Genomic DNA, 20352 nt, shown 5'->3' with positions numbered 1-20352 from the left:
GCGCCCCGGCGCTCGAGGCGCGGCGACCTGCGCGCGCACGCCCCCAGCGGTGGCAGGATCGGAGGGTGACGCTCACGACTGCCCGCCCCGGTCCCGCCGACCAGCCCGCACGTCCGGCGTCCTCCTCGGACCGGGCGGCGCTCGTCGCGGCCCTGCGGCGCGCCGTCGACGGCGAGGTGGACGACAGCGACCGCCGGCGCGGGGAGTACTCCACCGACGCGTCGAACTACCGGGTCGTCCCCGACGTCGTCGTCTTCCCCCGCGACGTCGACGACGCGCGGGCGGCCCTCGACGTCGCCCGCGAGCACGGCGCACCGCTCACGTCCCGCGGGGGCGGCACGTCCGTGGCGGGCAACTCGATCGGCCCCGGCGTCGTCGTCGACTTCTCCCGGCACGTCAACCGCATCCTCGACATCGACCCGGAGGCGGCGACCGCGCGCGTCGAGCCGGGCGTCATCATGTCCGACCTCCAGCGGGCCGCGGCCCCGCACGGCCTGCGCTTCGGGCCCGACCCCTCCACCCAGAACCGGGCCACGCTCGGCGGGATGATCGGTAACAACGCGTGCGGCCCCCACGCCGTGGCGTACGGGCGCACGGCGGACAACGTCGTCGAGCTCGACGTCGTCGACGGGCGCGGCCGTTCCTTCACGGCGGGGGCGGGCACCGGCGCGCTCGACGCCGTCGCAGGCCTCAAAGGGCTCGTCGACGCGAACCTCGCGCTCGTGCGCACCGAGCTGGGGCGCTTCGGGCGGCAGGTCTCCGGCTACAGCCTCGAGCACCTCCTGCCCGAGAACGGTCACGACCTCGCGAAGGCGCTCGTCGGCACCGAGGGCACCGTGACGACGACGCTCGGCGCCACCCTGCGCCTCGTCCCCGTCCCCAGCGCCCCGGTGCTCGTCGCGCTCGGCTACCCGGACATGGCGAGCGCGGCCGACGCCGTGCCCGCGCTCCTCGCGCACGACCCGCTCGCGATCGAGGGGATCGACGCCCGCCTCGTCGACGTCGTCCGGCGCCACCACGGACCGGCCTCCGTGCCCGAGCTCCCGCCCGGCGCCGGCTGGCTGCTCGTCGAGGTCGGCGGCGCGGACGCGGACGAGGCGCTCGGCCGGGCCCGCGCCCTCGCCCGCGACGCGGGCACCGACGCCGCCAAGGTGGTCCCCGCGGGCGCCCAGGCGGACGCGCTGTGGCGGATCCGGGCCGACGGCGCGGGCCTCGGTGGCCGCACCCCCTCCGGCGCGCAGGGCTGGCCGGGCTGGGAGGACGCCGCCGTGCCGCCGGAGAAGCTCGGCGCCTACCTGCGTGACTTCGAGGCGCTCATGGCCGGGCACGGGATCGACGGGCTCGTCTACGGCCACTTCGGCGACGGCTGCCTCCACGTCCGCCTCGACCTCCCGCTCGAGACCCCGGAGGGCATCGGGCCATCGCGGGACTTCCTCACCGCCTCGGCCCGGCTCGTCGCCTCCTACGGTGGCTCCCTCTCGGGCGAGCACGGTGACGGCCGCGCGCGCTCGGCGCTCCTCGGGGAGATGTACAGCCCCGCGGCGCTCGACCTCTTCGCCTCGTTCAAGCACCTGCTCGACCCCGACGACGTGCTCAACCCCGGCGTCCTCGTGCGCCCGCGCCCCATCGACGCGGACCTGCGCCGCCCGCACGCCCGCCCCCTGCCGATCGTCAGCGGCGGCTTCTCCTTCGCCGAGGACGGCGGGGACATGACGCGCGCCGTGCACCGGTGCGTCGGGGTGGGCAAGTGCCGCGCGGACACGTCGGCCTCCGGCGGGTTCATGTGCCCCTCCTACCGCGCGACCGGGGACGAGAAGGACGTGACGCGGGGTCGTGCCCGCATCCTCCAGGAGCTGACGAACGGCTCGCTCGTCCACGACTTCCGCTCGAAGGAGGTGCACGACTCCCTCGACCTGTGCCTGTCCTGCAAGGCGTGCTCGAGCGACTGCCCGGCCGGCGTCGACGTCGCGAAGTACAAGTCCGAGGTGCTCCACCGCGCGTACCGCGGCCGGATCCGGCCCCTCACGCACTACGCGCTCGGCTGGCTCCCGCGCTGGACGAGGATCGTCACCTCGGTGCCCGGTCTCGCCCGCCTCGTCAACACGGTCCTGCGCGCCCGGCCGCTCGCCCGGACGGTGCTGCGCCTCGGCGGCATGGACCCGCGGCGCGAGATGGTCACCTTCGCCGAGCAGACCTTCTCGGCGTGGTCGAAGAAGCAGCCGGCCGTCCGGCGCGGAGGACCGGCACTTCCGCATGATCACGAGCGCGGGGGACAGGGCGGGCTCCCTCCCACCGCTGGTGATCATGCGGAGGTGCCGGGACAGGGCGGGCTCCCTTCCACCGCTGGTGATCATGCAGACGTGCCGGGGGAGGACGGGCCGCGCTACGTCCTCCTGTGGGCCGACTCGTTCTCCGAGACCCTCGACGGCGCCGGCGCCCGCGCCATGGTGGGCGTCCTGACAGACGCCGGGTACACCGTCGTCGTCCCGGAGGAGTCGGCGTGCTGCGGGCTCTCGTGGATCTCGACGGGCCAGCTCGACGGCGCCCGGCGCCAGCTCGAGCGCACGATGTCCGTCCTCGCGCCGTACGCCGTCAACGGGATCCCAGTCGTCGGGGTGGAGCCGTCGTGCACGGCCGTGCTGCGCTCGGACCTCGTCGAGCTCTTCCCCGACGACCCGCGCGCCGCGGCGCTCGCCGCCGGCACGTACACGCTCGCCGAGCTCCTCACCGCCCCGGCGCCCGTGGGCCCGGGGGAGCGGTGGCAGCCCCCGGCGCTCGACGGCGTCGAGGTCGTCGCGCAGCCCCACTGCCACCACCACTCCGTCATGGGCTGGGAGGCGGACTCCGCGCTCCTCACCCGGGCCGGGGCCGAGGTCAAGGCGCTCGCGGGGTGCTGCGGCCTCGCCGGGAACTGGGGCATGGAGAAGGGCCACTACGACGTGTCGGTCCAGGTCGCCGAGAACGCGCTGCTGCCGGCGCTGCGCGAGGCCGGTCCACGCAGCGTCTACCTCGCGGACGGATACTCGTGCCGGACCCAGGCGGAGCAGCTGGCGGGGCGCCACGGCGTGCACCTCGCGCAGCTCCTCGCGGGCGAGCGGTAGGCCGGACGAGGCGAGCGGTAGGCCGCACCGGTCCGGGGCCGGCCCCGGCGACGTGAGAGAATGGGGCCTCCCCTTTTTTCGCCCGCGTCAGTGCAGGTAGGTCGACGTCGTATGCCACTGTTCGAGCTCGACGAGGGACGTCTGGTCCCGGCCCAGTTCGGCCGTCCAGTCGCCGAGCCGGTCGAGCCCGAGGTCCTCCAGGCCGTCCGCGAGCAGGTCCTCGAGGTGGTCGCGGAGCCGCTCTTCCCGGTGACGTGGCACGACGACGACGCGCGGCCGCGGCTCACCGCCATGGACTCCTCCGGTCAGGTCGTCACGGTCGAGGTGGCCGAGCGGCTCGACGCCGTGTCCCTCGTCGCCGCGCTCAGCCGCGCCGGCCGCACGGCCGAGCGCGGGTGGCTCGACCTCGCCGAGACCTATCCCCGAGGAGTCGCGGCCTTCCGGCGTGACTGGAACGCCTTCCGTGAGTCGATGCCGCCCCGTCCGACGCCGGGGCCGCGTCTCGTCGTCGTCGCGGCCATGATCGACGACGAGATCCGCCCGGCGCTCGGGAGCCTCGCGGGCTCCGGCGTGCTCGTCCACGAGATGTCCGTGCGGCAGATGTCGAACGGGCGCCGGTTCCTCGACGTGACCGAGGTCAGGGGCGGCCTGGCCGCGCACCCCGCCATCCTGCCGGGACGCGCCGCGCGCCGTCCCGAGCTCTCCCAGCCCATCCCCGGGGAAGGGCCGCTGGCGGGCCTCGTGACGAGCCACGCGGGCACGGCGCGGGAGACAGGTGTGGCGGCTGTGCGCCGCGGGTCGGATGACGTCCCGGCGGGTTCGACCGCAGCGGGCGCGGCGACGGCCTCGGCCGAGACCCACGGTCGGGGCGCCCCCGTGGCTGACGCGCGCGCGACGCCGACCGCGGAGGACGCTGGGAGCGGTCTCGCCCGGGCGGTGCCCGAGCTGCGCGCGATCGCCGGCGCGCTCGACGGTCCCGCCGGTCTCGTCTGGGCTGGGGCGTCGGGCACCCGTTACGAGGCCACCCTCCTGCTCGACGGTCGGATCCTCGCCGGCGGCGCTCCGTTCCCGACCCCGGAGGCGGCGGCCGTCGCGGTGTCCGGCCACGACCGCGTGGACGGCTGGGAGGTGTGGCGCTTCGGGGACGAGGGGCCTTCCCTCGCCGAGGCCCGGGCCGAGGTCTCGGCACGGCTCGCCGCTGGGCCTGCCCACGACCGTGAGCCCGTTCCGAGCGCGCCGTCGCCCGAGGACGGCGGACGGCTCACGCGCCGGGAGCGACGTAGGCGCGGGTCCACCGCCTGAGCTCGGCGTAGGCGCGCGCGCGAGCCGGTGCCGCCGAGAGCGTGACGTCGTGGATGGCGCCCGGGACGCGCACGACGGTCACGACCTCACCGAGCTGCAGGGCGCGCCGGGTCATGAGGTCGACGTCGAGCACGACGTCGGCGGCGCGCATGTCCTCGGACCACCGCGTCCCGATGATGGTCTTGTCGGAGGTGAGGAGGAGCACCGGCGCCGTGATGCTCAGCCCGGCCGCCACCTGCTGGTGCCCCGCCATGACGGCCGAGAGCCATCCGGGGCGCACCGACGCCGACGGCAGCCGCCACGCCGGCTCGAGGCCCCACCCGACGACGAACGGGTCGTCGGCGTCGGCGGGGGGCACGTCGCTGTCGGAGTCCGTCGCCATGCCGGCGAGGGTCCGTGCGTAGTGGCCGAGGTCGATGAGCGGCAGGACGGCCTTCGGCTGGTACCGCGCCAGCCGGTCGACGACGGGCTGGGAGAGCGTGCGCATGAGCGAGGAGCCCTGGAGCTCGAGCCACGGCGAGTTGAGGACGAGCGCCCGTAGGGCGCCGGGGTGCCGGTGCGCCCACAGCGCCGCGGTGAGCCCTCCGGTCGAGTGGCCCATGAGGACGAGCGGCTGGTCGGCGCCGTGCTCCGCCCGGATGACGGCGAGCGCGGCGTGGATGTCCTCGTCGTAGACCGACAGGCTGTCGACGTAGCCGCGGGTGTGGTGGACCCGCAGGCTGCGACCGTACTTGCGCAGGTCGAGGCCGTAGAAGGCACCGCCGAGGGCGGACCACTCCCGGGCGAGCTCGCGCTGGTTGAAGTAGTCGTTCCAGCCGTGGAGGTAGAGGACCGTGAACGTCGGCGTCGGCGCCGGGTCGGAGCGGGGGTCCTCCGCCGGCACGTGCCGGACGAGGGTGGCGACGACGTCGCCCTCGTCGTCCTCGTGAAGAGGGAGGGTGCGCGCCACGAACCCCGCCCCGAGGACGTCCGCGGCCCAGCGGTCCGCGGGAGGCGGCTCGGGGAGCTCCGGGACGACGGGCGCGGGGTCGGGGTCGAGGCCGGGGTCGGGTCCGGTCGCGCCCTCCACCGCGGCTGGGGCGTCGACGTCTGCGACCAGGGCGACGCCACTCACCACCCGCCGGCCCCCGCCCGCGGCGCCGTCCCCAGCCCTGCTCGCGGCCCCGACCCGGGCACCGGCGCGGGCACCGTCGTCGGCGTGAGCCGGGGCGCCGTCGGCGGCTCCGTCGTCGGCGGCGCCCGCTGCCGGACCGAGCTCGGCGTCCGTGGGCGGGAGCGCGGCGTCGCCGGACCGACGGGGGAGCCGGGGAAGGATGGGCACCCGCCCATCCTCGCGCTCGCCGTCCCGCGGCGCACAACGGCCCGGCGTCCCGCGCGACGTGGCGCGCTCCCCTCGAGGGGAGAGGCGATCAGCAGCCGGACGGCGGTGCCGGGCCAGGCGTGCGGGCCCACGGCCCGGCACTGGCAGCGCGTGCGGGGGAGCCGTGCGTGCGAGCCACGCGCTCCGGCAGGCGGGGCGTCGCGTGCAGCACCGCGCAAGGGCCGCAGCACGCCCGCGGTAGGCCGTGCCGCCGCAGGCGGTGTCGTCATCGGCGCCGGACCCGGCCGGGCAGGAGCGCCGCCGACTCAGCGCCCGAGGCTGCCCTTGGCGACCTGGGCGAGGAACCGGCCGAGGTGGCGGCCCACCTGCTCGTGCTCGACGAGGAACCCGTCGTGCCCGTGAGGGGAGCGGACGTAGCGCACCGGACCTGCGCCCGGGATCCCGGCGGCGACCCGCTCGGACTGCTCGGGCAGGAAGAGCCGGTCGCTGTCGACGGCGAGGACAAGCGCGTCCGCCGTCACCTGGCTCAGGGCCGCCTCGACGCCGCCACGGTCACGGCCGAGGTCGTGGGTGAGCATCGTCTCGGTGAGGCGGACGTAGCTGTTGGCGTCGAACCGCAGCGCGAGCTTGGTCCCGTGGTGGTCGAGGTAGGACTGGACCGCGAACCGGCCGCCGAGCATGGGGTCCTCGGCGTGCTGGGGGAGACGGCCGAACCGGGTCTCGAGCTCCGCGGACGTCCGGTACGTCGTGTGCGCCACCTGCCGGGCGAGCGCCAGCCCCGCGTGCGGGCCCTCGCCGTCGGCCGCGTCGTAGTAGTCCCCGCCCCGGAACCGCGGGTCGAGGTGGATGGCGGCGAGCTGGGGGTGGGCCCAGGCGATCTGGTCCGCGGACGTCTGCGCGGCGGAGGCGAGCACGGCGATCGAGCGCACGCGCTCGCCCGCCGTCACGGCCCACTCGAGCACCCGGTGCCCGCCGATGGAGGCGCCGATGACGTGCGCCCACCGCTCGAGCCCGAGGCGGTCCATGAGCTCGATCTCCGCCGCGACCTGGTCGCGCACCGTGATCGTCGGGAAGCGGCTCCCCCACGGGGTGCCGTCCGGCGCGGCGGAGGAGGGGCCGGTCGAGCCCTGGCAGCCACCGAGGACGTTGGGCGCGACGACGAACCAGCGGTCGGTGTCGATCGCTCGGCCGGGCCCGACGATCTGGGACCACCAGCCGGCGCCCGGGTGCCCCGGCCCGGCCGGCCCCGTGACGTGGGAGTCGCCCGTGAGGGCGTGGAGGACGAGGACGGCGTTGTCGCGGGTCGCGTTGAGGCGGCCCCACGTCTGGTAGGCCAGCCGCACGTGCGGCAGGCGCCCGCCCGCCTCGAGGGTGAGCGCGCCGAGGTCGGCGAAGATCCGCCGGCCGGGCTCGTCCCCTTCGCGCCACGCCCCCGATGCCGGGATCGGCTCCGTGGGCAGGCGCGACCGGCCGCGGCGGCGGCTGTCCGTGCCCGCCGCCGCGACGCTCGTCTCGTCGTCCTGGGTCACGCCTGGCTGTCTCCCGCCACTGCCGTCACGGCCGAGGCGACGGCGTCGGCCGCACGCAGGCCCTTCTCGATGTCCGCGAGGATGTCGTCGATGTGCTCGAGGCCGACGGCGAGGCGCACGAGCCCGGGGCTCACGCCCGCGCCGGTGAGGGCGGCCTCGTCGAGCTGGGAGTGCGTCGTCGAGGCGGGGTGGATGACGAGGGAGCGGACGTCCCCGATGTTCGCCACGTGCGAGTGGAGCTCGAGCGCGTCGACGAACGCGATCCCGGCCTCGTAGCCACCGGCGAGCTCGAACGTGATGACCGCGCCCGCACCCTTGGGGGCGTACTTCTTCGCGCGCTCGTGCCACGGGGAGGAGGGGAGCCCGGCGTACCCGACACGGACGACCTGCTCCTGCGCCTCGAGGAACTCGGCGACGCGCTGGGCGTTCGCGACGTGGCGCTCCATCCGCAGCGACAGCGTCTCGATGCCCTGGCCGATGAGGAAGGCGTTGAACGGGGAGACGGCCGCGCCGATGTCGCGCAGGAGCTGGACGCGCGCCTTGAGGATGAACGCGGGGGCGCCGAGGTCCTTGAAGACGAGGCCGTTGTAGCTCGGGTCGGGGGTGTTGTAGTTCGGGAACTTCTCGGGGTCCGCGGACCAGTCGAACGTCCCGCCGTCGACGATGGCGCCCGCGATGGAGCTGCCGTGACCGCCGAGGTACTTCGTCGCGGAGTGGACGACGACGTCCGCGCCGTGCTCGAGCGGGCGGATGAGGTACGGGGTCGCGACGGTGTTGTCGACGACGAGCGGCACGCCGGCCTCGTGGGCGACGGCGGCGACGGCTGCGATGTCGAGGATGTCCTGCTTGGGGTTGGGGATCGTCTCGGCGAAGAACAGCTTCGTGCTGGGCTGGACCGCGTCGCGCCACGCCTGCGGGTCGTCGGGGTCGGTGACGAACGTCGTCGTGATGCCGAACTTCGGCAGCGTGTGGCGCAGGAGGTTGTACGTGCCGCCGTAGAGGCTCGGGCTGGCCACGACGTGGTCACCGGCCTCGGCGATGTTGAGGATGGCGAGCGTCTCGGCCGCCTGGCCGGAGGCGACGAGGAGGCCGCCGACGCCCCCCTCGAGGGCCGCGATGCGGGTCTCGACGGCGTCCTGGGTGGGGTTCGTGATCCGCGTGTAGATCGGACCCATCTCGGCGAGGGAGAAGCGGTTCGCCGCCTGCTCGGCGTCGGCGAAGACGAACGACGTCGTCTGGTAGATCGGCAGGGCGCGGGCTCCGGTCGCGGAGTCCGGGGCCTGGCCGGCGTGGATCTGCAGGGTCTCGAAGGACCAGGGGTTCTCGGTGCTCATGGCGTGCTCCAGTTCGATGGAGCGGGAGAGCGGGCCGCTTGCGCCACGCCCGTCCCGCGGAGGGTGGGGATGCGCACTGCTGGCGGGTACCGCTGGTCCGAGGACGCCGCCGGAGGGCGATCCGTCGAGGGCCTGGTGCCGGGCATGCCGATGTGCGCGGACTCAGCGGCACATTCGACAGGTCATGACGCGAGCCTAGGGACGGCCCGACGGCGTGAGAAGCCGCGTCTCATCGGGTGGGACCACAGTCTCGCCTCGTCGCATGGCCAGCGTGCGCGTCGAGGCGGTCGGCAGGTGCCACGGGTCGAGCCGATGCCGTCCGGAGTCGGGGCGCCGATGTCGGCCAACCGCGTCGGTTGCGCATGACTGACCGACAGGTGTTACTCATGTGACTGAAGTGACCAGTGTTCCCAAAATGGCGGTTGAGCGCTAGCGTCGACCCGGGTCCCAGCGGCACGACGCCGCACGGGTGGCTCGTCCTGCTCATCGCGATGGTTGGAGACACGTGACGGTTCGTCCTCGGCGGAGCGGCGCCATGGTGCTCGTGGCCGTGCTCGCCCTCACCGGTGGCTCCTTCGTCTCCACCGCCTCCGCCGTGCCGGATGAGGACGAGATCGCCGGGTCGCGCCAGGCAGAGGCCTCCACCCGCCAGCAGATCACCGCGCTCGAGGTCGACCTCGCGCGCCTCGGCGCCCAGGTGGACGACGCCAGCGTCCGTGCCTCCCAGGCCAACGAGGCGTACCTCGAGGCGACCGAGGGCCTCGCCGAGGCCGAGGTCGCCGCCGAGGCGGCGCGCGCGGAGGCTGACGCGGCGCTCGCCGAGGTGGAGCGCCAGCGGGCGGAGATCGGGCGGATCGCCACGGCTGCCTACCGTTCCGGTCCGGGGGCACTGGGCCCGATCGAGCCGCTCCTGTCCGCCGACTCGTTCGCCGACGCGATGGACCGCACGACGACGATCAACCGGATGGGTCGCCAGGCGGACGACGCCCTCCAGCGGTTCCAGGCCGCCGAGCAGGTGGGAGCCACGCTCGAGCGTCGTGCCGACGACGCTCTCGCCGCCGAGGAGGCCGCGACGACGGCGCTCGCCGACGCCGCGCGCGACGCCGAGGGTGCTGCCGAGAGCGCACAGACCCAGCTCGCCCTCTCGACCGACCAGCGGGAGGCCCTCATCGGCGAGCTCGCCCGGCACCGCGAGACGACGGTCGAGCTCGAGCGTGCGCGTCAGGAGGCCCTCGACGCCGAGCGCCGCGAGCGTCAGGACCGGGCCGCCCGGCAGGCCGCGCTCGACGCCGCGCGCGAGGCGGAGGCCGCATCCCGGTCGACCCGCCCGACGCCGACGACCGTGCCGAGTGCCGCGACGACGAGCCCCGAGCCGGGTGCCCCCGCGCGTCCCACCCCGAGCGCACCCGCCCCCGCGCCGGCGCCAGGCACGGCGCCCGCACCAGCACCCGCACCGGCGCCGGCCCCGGCTCCGGTTCCCGCGCCGGCTCCAGCGCCCGCCCCGGCTCCAGCGCCGGCCCCCGCGCCCGCCCCGGCGCCAGCGCCAGCGCCGGCTCCTGCACCGGCTCCGGCCCCCGCGCCCGCCCCGGCGCCCGCGCCGGCCCCCGCGCCCGTGACGAACGCGGCACAGGAGGCTCTCGCCTGGGCGCGCACCCAGGTGGGCAAGCCGTACGTCTGGGGCGCTGCCGGGCCCAACGGCTACGACTGCTCCGGGCTGACGCAGACCGCCTTCGCGCGGGCGGGTGTGAGCATCCCGCGGACGACGAAGGCGCAGTACGCCGCGACGACGCGGGTGCCGGTCGACCAGCTCCAGCCGGGCGACCTCATCTTCTACTCGAACAACGGCGCCGCCTCAGGCATCTACCACGTCGCGTTCTACGCCGGGAACGGGATGCGCGTCCACGCGCCGTCGCCGGGCAAGAACGTCGAGCACGTACCGATGTACTGGCCGAACGTCCTCCCCTTCGGGGGCCGCATCTGACGCTGCGGTGCGCGCGGCCTCGACGCGGCTGCTTCTCGCGCCGCGCCCGCGCTGTCGCACCCATCAACGACAAGATCGTCATCGCGCACCGGGACCGTCTGGTGACGATCGAGGTGCGCGATGACGATCTCGTCAGCCGGGTCGGGCGGTCGCCGTCGCGATCGCCGTCCTGCCCGGGTCGTGCTGCTCAGGCAGTGACGCTCAGCGCTGGCCGGCGTCGCCCGGGCCGCGCGGGGCGGCGTGCCCCTCGTCACCGTCGGGGGAGCGCTCGCCGGTGTTGGCGCCGGCGTGGTGGTACCCGGTGTCCTTGGCGCGCTGGTAGGAGCGGCGGATCTCCTCCTCCGCCTCCTCGCGGCCGACCCAGTGGGCGCCCTCGACGGACTTGCCCGGCTCGAGGTCCTTGTAGACCTCGAAGAAGTGCTGGATCTCGAGGCGGTGGAACTCGCTCACGTCCTCGATGTCCGTGCGCCACGACGCGCGCTGGTCGCCCGTGGGGACGCACAGCACCTTGTCGTCGCCGCCGGCCTCGTCGCGCATGCGGAACATCCCGAGCGCGCGGCAGCGGATGAGGCAGCCCGGGAAGGTGGGCTCCTCGAGCAGGACGAGCGCGTCCAGGGGGTCGCCGTCCTCGCCGAGGGTGTTCTCGATGAAGCCGTAGTCGTCCGGGTAACGCGTCGAGGTGAACAGCATCCGGTCCAGGCGGATCCGCCCGGTCTCGTGATCGACCTCGTACTTGTTCCGCTGACCCTTGGGGATCTCGATCGTGACGTCGAAGTCCATGCTTCCCTTCCCGTTGACCGTCAGCACCCGGGCCGACGGCGTGCGCGTGCCCCGTCGCGGGGGCGACGGCATGACCCGGCACTAGTCTGGCCCACGAACGGGCGTTCTGCGCCCATGGCGGACGGCGGCGGGGCAGGAGCGGCGATGGGCAGGCTGGTGCGCGCCGTCGTGGCGAGCGCCGTCGTCGTCGCCCTCGGGGGTGCGTACGCCGCGGCGGACGCCCTCGACGTCGTCCCGGGCGTGCTGACGACGGCCCCTCCCGTGCCCGACCCCGCGCCCTTCCCGGCGCCGACGTACGCCGTCGCCGCGCCCCTCGTCGGTGCTCTCGACGCCGCCGCCCCGCTGCCCGACCCGGTCGCCGTCGCCTCCTTGACGGCGGACCTCCTCGCGGACCCGCGGGCAGGCACCTCGGTCGGCGTCGTCGTCCAGGACGCCCTCACCGGCGCGGTCCTCGCCGACGTCGAGGGTGACGTCCCGCGCACCCCGGCGTCGTCCGTCAAGCTCCTCGGCGCCGTCGCCGTGCTCGACGCGCTCGGGCCGGACCACGTCCTGACGACGAGCGTCGTCGACGACGGCGCCGGCGGGGTCGTCCTCGTCGGTGGGGGCGACATCCTCCTCGCCGCGGGCGCCGGCGACCCCGACGCCGTCGTCGGCCGCGCCGGCCTGGCGGACCTCGCCGCCGAGACGGCCGACGCGCTGGCCGCGGCCGGTGCCTCGAGCGCGCGCGTCCGCCTCGACGACACCCTCTTCACCGGCCCGGTCCACGCGCCCGGCTGGGGCGGTATCGACCTCGACTTCGTCATGCCGGTCCAGCCGATCGCCGTCGAGGCGGGCGAGGACCCGGCCGGCGGCTTCGTCGCCGACCCGGCGCTCGCGGCCGCGCAGACCTTCGCGGCGGCGCTCACGGCGGAGGGCGTCACGGTCGACGGCGAGGTGGAGCGGGGTGCCGCCCTGACCGGAGGCGCGGTCCTCGCGCAGGTGCACTCGGCGCCCCTCGCCCAGGTCGTCGGGCACACCATGTCCGTCTCGGACAACTCCGTCGCCGAGGTCCTCGCGCGTCTCGTCGCCGTCGAGGGCGCGCACGAGCCGTCGTTCCCGGGCGCGGTCGCCGCCGTCCTCGAGCGTCTGGCAGGGCTCGGCATCGACACCGCCGACGTCCACCTCGAGGACACCTCCGGCCTGCTCATCGAGAACGTCGTGCCGCCGGCCGTCCTCGCCGACGTCGTCACCACCGCGCTCGACCCGGAGCTGCCGGACCTGCGCGGGGCGGTCGCGCACCTCCCCGTCGCCGCGCTCGGCGGCACCCTCGCCGGGCGGCTCGAGGGGCCCGCGGCGGGCGTGCTCCGTGCGAAGACCGGCACGCTCACCACCGCCGTGAGCCTGACCGGCCTCGTCCTCGACGCCGACGGGCGCCTCCTCGTCTTCGCCGTCCTCGCCGACGCCGTGCCCCTCGGCGGCGTGGGGGGCGCGCGCGCAGCGGTCGACGCGTGGGCGGACGCGCTCGCGGCCTGCGGCTGCGGGTAGGGGGTCGCAGCGGTCCACGGCCGTTGCTCCGGGGGCGGTGATGGCCGCGGCTGAACCGGGACGGCCGCTGCGGCTGAGCCGGGCGCCGTCGCGGGGATACCGTGTCCGGATGAGCACACCCATCAGCTGGCGCGCGGCCGAGCGCCGGGCGGCATCCCTCGCCCCGCCAGGGCCTCGCGCCTCCCGCCCGGAGCTGCGCGCGCTCGTCACTGTGCTGCGCTCGTCCGCCGCCGAGGCGCCCGGGCACGTCGCGGCGATCACCGGCCTCGGTGCGGCGGCGGAGGAGGCGGCCCGCCGCCCCGTCTACGTCGTCGACCGCCCGCGCTGGGCGCAGGCGAACATCGCGATGTTCGCCTCGCTCACCGACGGGCTCCTGCCGGAGCCCTCGCTCCCCGGCGCCGCGCGGATCGGGGGCGAGGAGCTCGGCATCATGCTCTCGTTGCTCTCGACGAAGGTCCTCGGGCAGTACGACCCGTTCACGCCGCACGCCCCCACGGCCGGGGACGGGGTGGCGGACCCCGCCGGCCGGCTCCTCCTCGTCGCCCCGAACGTCCTGCACGTCGAGCGCGAGCTCAACCTCGACGCGATGGACTTCCGGATGTGGGTCTGCCTGCACGAGCAGACGCATGCCGTGCAGTTCGCGGCGGCGCCGTGGCTCGCGGACCACCTGTCCTCGCGCATGCGCTCGCTCATCACGACCGTGAGCGAGCCGGAGGGCGGGCGCGAGCGCCTGACCCGGGCACTGCGGGCCATCACCGACGCCTTCGGGCGGCCGGGTTCGGGAGGCGACGGCGCGCAGAAGGTCGGCGGCCCGCTCGTCGAGGCATTCCTCACGCCGCAGGAGCGTGCCCACATGGCTGAGTCCGTCGCCGTCATGTCGCTCCTCGAGGGGCACGCCGACGTGGTCATGGACGCGGTCGGTCCCCAGCTCCTGCCCTCGATCCGGCGCATCCGCTCCTCGTTCGAGAAGCGGCGCGACGGCACGGGCGTCCTCGACATCGCCCTGCGGCGCCTCATGGGGATGGACGCGAAGGTCGCCCAGTACCGCAACGGAGCCGCCTTCGTGCGCGGCGTCGTCGACCGGGTCGGCCACGACGGGCTCAACGCCGTGTGGACCGCCCCGCCCATGCTCCCGACGCCCGACGAGATCGCCGACCCCGGCGCGTGGGTGCGCCGAGTCCACGGCTGACGACGGTGGTGGGTGTGCCGTGACCGGACCCGCCCCGGCGGTGGCGGCAGCCCGTTCGGCGGTTCGTGCGGCACTGCGGGACCTGCCCGCCGGCGCCCTCGTCCTCGTCGCGTGCTCGGGCGGCGCCGACTCCCTCGCGCTCGCGGCCGCGACCGCGTTCGTCGCGCCGCGGGCCGGGCTGCGCGCGGGGTCCGTCACGGTCGACCACGGTCTGCGGCCCGGGAGCGGGGCCGAGGCCAGCGCCACCGCGCAGGCGTGCGGGCGGCTCGGTCTCGCACCGGCACTCGTGCGCGAGGTCGTCGTCCCACCGGTGGGCGCGGGAGGGCCCGAGGCCGCGGCCCGCACCGTCCGGTACGCCGCCTTGAGCGCCGCCGCCGAGGAGCTGGGCGCCGCCGCGGTCCTCCTCGGCCACACCCTCGACGACCAGGCCGAGACGGTGCTCCTCGGGCTCGCGCGGGGGTCCGGTGCCCGGTCGCTCGCCGGCATGGCGCCCCGGCGGGACCTCCTGCGCCGCCCGCTCCTCGGGCTGCGTCGGGGCGAGACGGAGGCGGTGTGCCGCACCCTCGGCCTCGACCACGTCGAGGACCCCTCCAACTCCGCCGACGGCCCGTGGCGGGCGGCCGACGGCAGCGCCCTGCGGCGGGCCGCGGTCCGGGAGCGGGTGCTGCCCGCGCTCGCGGCGGCGCTGGGCCCCGGGGTTCCTGAGGCGCTCGCCCGGACGGCCGACCAGCTACGCGCCGACGCCGACCTCCTCGACGCCCTCGCGGGCCGGCTCCTCGCCGAGGCGCGCGCCGCGGCACCGTCCGCCGGCGCGGCCTCGCCGCTCGTCACGGCTCCCGACGGCGCCGCGTCGCCGCTCGTCACGGCTCCCGACGGCGCCGCGTCGCCGGTCGTCGCGCCTCCCGACGGCGCCGCGTCGCCGGTCGTCGCGCCAGCCGACGGCGCTGCCTCGCCCGCTGCCACCGCACGGCCTGGTGGCCCGGCCCACGACCCGCCACCCGCCGTCGTCCTCGCGGCCGACATGCTCGCCGCGGCGCACCCCGCCCTCCGGAGCCGGGCGCTGCGCCTCGCCGCGCTGGCCGCGGGCGTCCCGGCGGGCTCCCTCGGCTCGACCCACGTGAACGCCCTCGAGACCCTCGTCACCGACTACCGCGGCCAGGGTCCGGCGATGCTCCCCGGCGGTGTCCTCGCCGCGCGCAGGTGTGGCAGGCTGACCCTCGTCGCCCGCGAGACCTGAGCGGGCGCAGTGACGGACGAGGAGCTGGCGTGGACGCCCAGGACATGGGCAGCGACCTGGAGAAGGTGCTGCTGACGCAGGAGCAGATCGAGACGCGGCTCGGCGAGATGGCGGCCCAGATCGACGCCGACTACGTCGGGCGTGACGTCCTGCTCGTCGGGGTGCTCCGCGGGGCGGTCATGGTCATGGCGGACCTCTCGCGCCGGCTGCACACGTCGATCGAGATGGACTGGATGGCCGTCTCCTCCTACGGCTCCGGCACGCGCTCCTCCGGCGTCGTGCGCATCCTCAAGGACCTCGACAGCGACCTCCACGGGCGCGACGTCCTCATCGTCGAGGACATCATCGACTCGGGCCTCACGCTCTCCTGGCTCATCTCGAACCTGCGCAGCCGCGGCCCGGCCTCCGTCGAGATCGCGACCCTCCTGCGCAAGCCCGAGGCCGCGAAGGTCGACGTCGACGTCCGCTACGTCGGGTTCGACATCCCGCCCGAGTTCGTCGTCGGCTACGGCCTCGACTTCGCCGAGAAGTACCGGCACCTGCCGTTCGTCGGCACGCTCGCCCCGCACGTCTACGGCGGCTGAGCCGCCCCGGCCCGCCCGCCGCCGCGCGGCGGGGAGCGGTGCAGCCCTGCGCGAACACGTGCGTGATCGCGCAGGTCCGTTGTGTACGGTCGTCCGGTGAGTGATCGAGCAGGAGGGACCTGGCCGGAGCGCCGTCATCCATGAATGTGAAGAAGATTCTGCGCGGGCCTCTCGTCTGGGTGCTCGTCGTCCTCCTCCTCGTCTTCCTCGGCATGTCCCTGCTCTCGCAGGACGCGGCCGAGCGCATCGACACCTCCGACGGCCTCGAGCTGCTGGCCGGTGACACGGTCGAGCAGGTCGAGATCAACGACGGCACCCAGCGGGTCGAGCTCGTCCTCACCGAGGCCTTCGAGGACTACGGCGACCGCGTCGCCTTCTACTACGCCACCCCGCAGGGGGAGGACGTCGTCGACGCGGTGAGCGCCGCGGACCCGGCCGAGGGCTTCAACTCCGAGGTGCCGCAGCCGTCGGTGTGGGCGTCGATCCTCAGCCTCATGATCCCGATGCTGCTCATCCTCGCGGTGTTCTGGTTCATCTTCTCCCGCATGCAGGGCGGCAGCAGCGGGATGATGAAGTTCGGCAAGTCCAAGGCGAAGATGGTCTCGAAGGAGACGCCGCAGGTCACCTTCGCCGACGTCGCCGGCGAGGACGAGGCCGTCGAGGAGCTCCAGGAGATCAAGGAGTTCCTCGCCGAGCCCGAGAAGTTCCAGTCCGTCGGGGCGAAGATCCCCAAGGGCGTCCTCCTCTACGGCCCCCCGGGAACCGGCAAGACCCTCCTGGCCCGTGCCGTCGCCGGCGAGGCCGGCGTGCCGTTCTACTCGATCTCCGGCTCCGACTTCGTCGAGATGTTCGTCGGCGTCGGCGCCTCCCGGGTCCGCGACCTGTTCGAGCAGGCCAAGGCCAACGCGCCCGCCATCATCTTCGTCGACGAGATCGACGCCGTCGGGCGCCACCGCGGTGCCGGCATGGGCGGCGGGCACGACGAGCGCGAGCAGACCCTCAACCAGCTCCTCGTCGAGATGGACGGCTTCGACGTCCACACGAACGTCATCCTCATCGCGGCGACGAACCGCCCGGACATCCTCGACCCGGCGCTCCTGCGCCCGGGCCGCTTCGACCGCCAGGTCACCGTCGAGGCACCCGACCTCGCGGGACGCGCCGCGATCCTGCGCGTCCACGCCCGCGGCAAGCCGATGGTGCCGGAGATCGACCTCGAGGTCGTCGCCCGCCGCACACCCGGCTTCACCGGCGCCGACCTCGCGAACGTCCTCAACGAGGCCGCGCTCCTCACCGCCCGCTCCGGCGCCCACCTCATCGACGACCGTGCCCTCGACGAGGCGATCGACCGCGTCATCGCCGGCCCCCAGAAGCGCACCCGGGTGATGAACGAGAAGGAGAAGAAGATCACCGCGTACCACGAGGGCGGGCACGCTCTCGCGGCGACCGCGCTGCGGTACACCGACCCGGTGACGAAGGTGACGATCCTCCCGCGCGGGCGCGCCCTCGGCTACACGATGGTCATGCCCACGGAGGACCGCTACTCCACGACGCGAAACGAGCTCCTCGACCAGCTCGCGTACGCCATGGGTGGCCGCGTCGCGGAGGAGCTCGTCTTCCACGACCCGACGACCGGCGCGGCGAACGACATCGAGAAGGCAACGGGCCTCGCCCGCAAGATGGTCACGCAGTACGGCATGAGCGCGCGCGTCGGCGCCCTCAAGCTCGGCCAGGAGTCCGGCGAGGTCTTCCTCGGCCGCGACATGGGCCACCAGCGCGACTACTCCGAGGACATCGCCCGCATCGTCGACGAGGAGGTCCGCGCACTCGTCGACGCCGCGCACGACGAGGCGTGGGAGATCCTCATCGAGCACCGCGACGTCCTCGACGCGCTCGTGCTCGAGCTCCTCGACAAGGAGACGCTCAACGAGAACGAGCTGCGGGAGATCTTCGCGCCCGTCACCAAGCGCCCGGCCCGTCCGGTGTGGCTGTCCTCGGACGCCCGCCGCGTGAGTCAGCGCCCGCCGGTGCGCACGCCGGCCGAGGTCGCGGCCGGCGCCCCGGACATGCTGCCGCAGGACGAGGCCGCCGCCGCAGGGGAGCCCGCCACCGGGCTCGGCGAGGTCCCTCCCGGCGGTCAGGTCGGCGGGACGGCCGAGGGTGTCTGAGGCGGACCAGGACGGCATCTCCGCCCGGCGGCCCTACGACGCCGACGGCGTCCGCCGCGCGGTGCGTGACCTGCTCGTCGCGGTCGGCGAGGACCCGGACCGCGACGGGCTGCGCGAGACGCCCGAGCGCGTCGCCCGCTCGTACGAGGAGATCTTCGCGGGGATGCGGGTCGACCCGGCGCAGGTCCTCAGCGCGACGTTCGACCTCGGCCACGAGGAGATGATCCTCGTGCGCGACATCGAGGTGTACTCCACGTGCGAGCACCACCTCGTGCCGTTCCACGGCGTCGCACACGTCGGGTACATCCCCAACGCCGACGGCCGCGTCACCGGCCTGAGCAAGCTCGCTCGCCTCGTCGACGCCTTCGCACGGCGGCCCCAGGTCCAGGAACGCCTCACCTCGCAGGTGGCCGACGCGCTCGTCGCCGCGCTCGACCCCGGCGGCGTCATCGTCGTCGTCGAGTGCGAGCACCTGTGCATGTCGATGCGCGGTGTGCGCAAGCCGGGTTCCCGCACGATCACCTCCGCCGTGCGCGGCCAGATGCGCAACGCCGCGACGCGCGCCGAGGCCATGAGCCTCATCTCCGGTCACCGCTGACTGCTTCTGCCCCAGTCGTCCGGGCCGTGCCCGGGCACCTTCCGGCGTGACCGGCCTGCGGTCTCGCGCTCGGCGGCGCTTCCGCGCGCCGTGCCCGATGGTCTGCCCGGCGGGACGCGCCTCCCGCGTGCTGAGGGGGCCACCATCGCTGGCATGGACCTGCTCGACCACCGCGCACGGGTCCAGCGCGCGAGGGCGTCGTACCCCGATGCCGCCGAGGCGCTGGCCGACACGTGCGCCGCGGACCCGCGTCCCGCCCGAGCCGGCGTCACCGCCACGGTCGCCGGCGGGCCCGCCCTGGCGAGGCGCGACGTGCTCGCGCTGCAGCGGGCGGCCGGCAACCGTGCAGTGGCCGTGACGCTGCAGCGCGACTTCGCCGACGAGGGGAAGACCGGCGAGGAGCACCACGAGGGCTCGCCCGTCCCGCTGGAGGCGCAGGCAGCGGCCCCGGCCCCCGTCGCCTACAACGAGTTCGGCGAGATCGACCGCGGCGTCGTGTCCGGCACCGTCCCCCACGTGTTCCAGGACAACGGGAAGAACGGCGTCGGGCTCGTCAACTGGGCCGGCGGTGACGGCGGCGCAGGCGAGCAGTCGGTGGGCAGCATCGCGTTGCTCGCCCCCCTCTACGGGTTCGCCGAGCCGACGGCGACGACCGGCGCGAAGGCCTGGGTCCGTCCCGCTACCGGCACCGCGACCGTCACCCGCTCGTACAAGGGCGTCCAGCACGGAGCGAACGGCACCTTCTACTTCACGCGACGCGCCTGTGCGCGGGCCGACGTGCACGAGCGGCTGCACGTGAGCAGCAGCGAGGCGCTGCACGACGCGCACATCACGCCGCTCGAGGCCCGCGTCGCCACCCACCGCGGCGAGCCCGCCGCGCTCGTCTCGGGCGCCACGGGCGCGGAGGCGCTGGCCGCGCTCAAGGCACTGGTCGACTGGAATGCCGCCGTCAGCGCGTTCAGCTCCGCCGACCGGGCCGCCAACACCCCCATGGGCACGGTCGACACGACCGACATGGCGCGGGCGGACTTCATCCGCAACTACGGACCACGGACGGTCGGTACGGTCGCGTACGCGAGCTACATCGACACCCCACCCGGCCCGTGAGACGGAGGCGAGGATGAGGCTCATCCTGCAGGAGTCGGACGACGACGAGTTCCCCGGCGCCACGTGCGTCCTCCTGCTCGCCCTCAACGACTCCTACGAGCCCGTCACGCTCGACCACCGGTTGCTCGTGGGTCCCAACGCTGCCGGCGGGGCACCCGTGCCGGTCTCCGTCGAGCCGTCCCAGCCTGCCGATCAGGACAACCTCACCGTCCTCGGGCCCTGGTGCGTGTACGGGCGCCTGCGCTCCTTCCCGCGCGCCGAGGCGGCGACGACGTTCCACGGATACCTCGTGCGCGAGGACTCGGCGCTGCTCCCCGACGGTCCGGCCGATCCCGCCCATCTCGTCGCGCGGGCGGAGCCGCTCGTCGTCCCCGCCGCCGGGTCCTGACTCCGCGACGCCGGTCCCACCCACGGCAAGGTCTCGTCCAGCCCCGCGTTGTCGCGCCTTCGCTCGCCGCGCAGAGCCGCCCGCTCGCTCCGGCGCGCAACCAGGTGCTCAGCGGGCGGTCCACCTCCCACGGTCACCCGCTCACCCCCGCGCGCTGTTGGCATCGCCGGCGGGCGACCAGCCGCTGAAAGCGACCCGCTCATCCCGTCGCC

Annotated in this window: 14 protein-coding genes and 1 pseudogene; 11 read left to right on the top strand and 4 right to left on the bottom strand. The window is 75.0% G+C overall.

Annotated elements, in window-relative coordinates:
- The first annotated feature begins 65 nt into the window (after window positions 1–65).
- Window positions 66–3101: an FAD-binding and (Fe-S)-binding domain-containing protein gene (locus V2J63_RS01060; protein ID WP_434056259.1), complete on the top strand. Its 3036-nt coding sequence runs from the start codon at window positions 66–68 to the stop codon at window positions 3099–3101.
- 111 nt (window positions 3102–3212) lie between these two features.
- Window positions 3213–4403 (top strand): restriction system modified-DNA reader domain-containing protein, encoded by a 1191-nt coding sequence (locus tag V2J63_RS01055; RefSeq protein ID WP_331229122.1) that lies wholly within the window; start codon window positions 3213–3215, stop codon window positions 4401–4403.
- Here the strand turns inward: V2J63_RS01055 and V2J63_RS01050 are convergent.
- The 3 genes from V2J63_RS01050 to V2J63_RS01040 form a co-directional block, all read right to left on the bottom strand.
- On the bottom strand, window positions 4363–5724 hold the full coding sequence (locus V2J63_RS01050) for an alpha/beta hydrolase (protein ID WP_331229121.1): 1362 nt from the start codon (window positions 5722–5724) through the stop codon (window positions 4363–4365). The two genes, V2J63_RS01055 and V2J63_RS01050, sit on opposite strands and share 41 nt — an antisense overlap.
- A 305-nt stretch (window positions 5725–6029) precedes the next feature.
- A complete protein-coding gene (gene metX / locus V2J63_RS01045; RefSeq protein WP_434056258.1) occupies window positions 6030–7253 on the bottom strand; it encodes a homoserine O-acetyltransferase MetX in 1224 nt (407 codons plus the stop codon).
- Complete coding sequence (locus V2J63_RS01040; RefSeq protein ID WP_331229120.1) at window positions 7250–8587, bottom strand: bifunctional o-acetylhomoserine/o-acetylserine sulfhydrylase; 1338 nt, start codon at window positions 8585–8587, stop codon at window positions 7250–7252. Before V2J63_RS01040 ends, metX begins: the two co-directional genes overlap by 4 nt.
- Window positions 8588–9122: 535 nt before the next feature.
- On the opposite strand from V2J63_RS01040, the gene V2J63_RS01035 reads away from it, so the two are divergent.
- The gene (locus V2J63_RS01035; protein WP_331229119.1) at window positions 9123–10568 is read left to right on the top strand and encodes a C40 family peptidase; all 1446 of its coding nucleotides are present in this window, start codon (window positions 9123–9125) and stop codon (window positions 10566–10568) included.
- 291 nt (window positions 10569–10859) lie between these two features.
- Here the strand turns inward: V2J63_RS01035 and V2J63_RS01030 are convergent.
- Window positions 10860–11348: pseudogene (locus V2J63_RS01030) on the bottom strand (inorganic diphosphatase); the annotation flags it as partial.
- A 144-nt stretch (window positions 11349–11492) separates the two neighbouring features.
- Here V2J63_RS01030 and dacB point away from each other — a divergent pair.
- The 8 genes from dacB (at window position 11493) to V2J63_RS00990 (ending at window position 20140) form a co-directional block, all read left to right on the top strand.
- Complete coding sequence (gene dacB / locus V2J63_RS01025) at window positions 11493–12872, top strand: D-alanyl-D-alanine carboxypeptidase/D-alanyl-D-alanine endopeptidase (RefSeq protein WP_331229117.1); 1380 nt, start codon at window positions 11493–11495, stop codon at window positions 12870–12872.
- Between the two features lie 109 nt (window positions 12873–12981).
- Window positions 12982–14061 carry a zinc-dependent metalloprotease gene (locus V2J63_RS01020; protein ID WP_331229116.1) on the top strand — a complete coding sequence of 360 codons (1080 nt, stop codon included), beginning with the start codon at window positions 12982–12984 and terminating at the stop codon, window positions 14059–14061.
- Between the two features lie 19 nt (window positions 14062–14080).
- Window positions 14081–15298, top strand: coding sequence for a tRNA lysidine(34) synthetase TilS (gene tilS / locus V2J63_RS01015; protein ID WP_331229115.1), 1218 nt, complete (start codon window positions 14081–14083; stop codon window positions 15296–15298).
- 29 nt (window positions 15299–15327) lie between these two features.
- A complete protein-coding gene (gene hpt, locus V2J63_RS01010; protein ID WP_331229114.1) occupies window positions 15328–15882 on the top strand; it encodes a hypoxanthine phosphoribosyltransferase in 555 nt (184 codons plus the stop codon).
- A gap of 140 nt (window positions 15883–16022) precedes the next feature.
- Entirely contained in the window at window positions 16023–18047 is a 2025-nt protein-coding gene (gene ftsH / locus V2J63_RS01005; protein ID WP_331229113.1) for an ATP-dependent zinc metalloprotease FtsH, read from the top strand.
- A gap of 16 nt (window positions 18048–18063) precedes the next feature.
- Window positions 18064–18645, top strand: coding sequence for a GTP cyclohydrolase I FolE (folE, locus tag V2J63_RS01000; RefSeq protein WP_331229660.1), 582 nt, complete (start codon window positions 18064–18066; stop codon window positions 18643–18645).
- 153 nt (window positions 18646–18798) lie between these two features.
- Complete coding sequence (locus tag V2J63_RS00995; RefSeq protein WP_331229112.1) at window positions 18799–19752, top strand: hypothetical protein; 954 nt, start codon at window positions 18799–18801, stop codon at window positions 19750–19752.
- A 13-nt stretch (window positions 19753–19765) separates the two neighbouring features.
- Window positions 19766–20140, top strand: a complete 375-nt coding sequence (locus V2J63_RS00990; protein WP_331229111.1) for a hypothetical protein — start codon at window positions 19766–19768, stop codon at window positions 20138–20140.
- Window positions 20141–20352: the final 212 nt, after the last annotated feature.

Origin of the sequence: Georgenia wangjunii, assembly GCF_036421975.1 — a bacterium.
Taxonomy (GTDB): Bacteria; Actinomycetota; Actinomycetes; order Actinomycetales; family Actinomycetaceae; genus Georgenia_A; species Georgenia_A wangjunii.
This window is presented reverse-complemented; position numbering and strand designations above follow the sequence as displayed.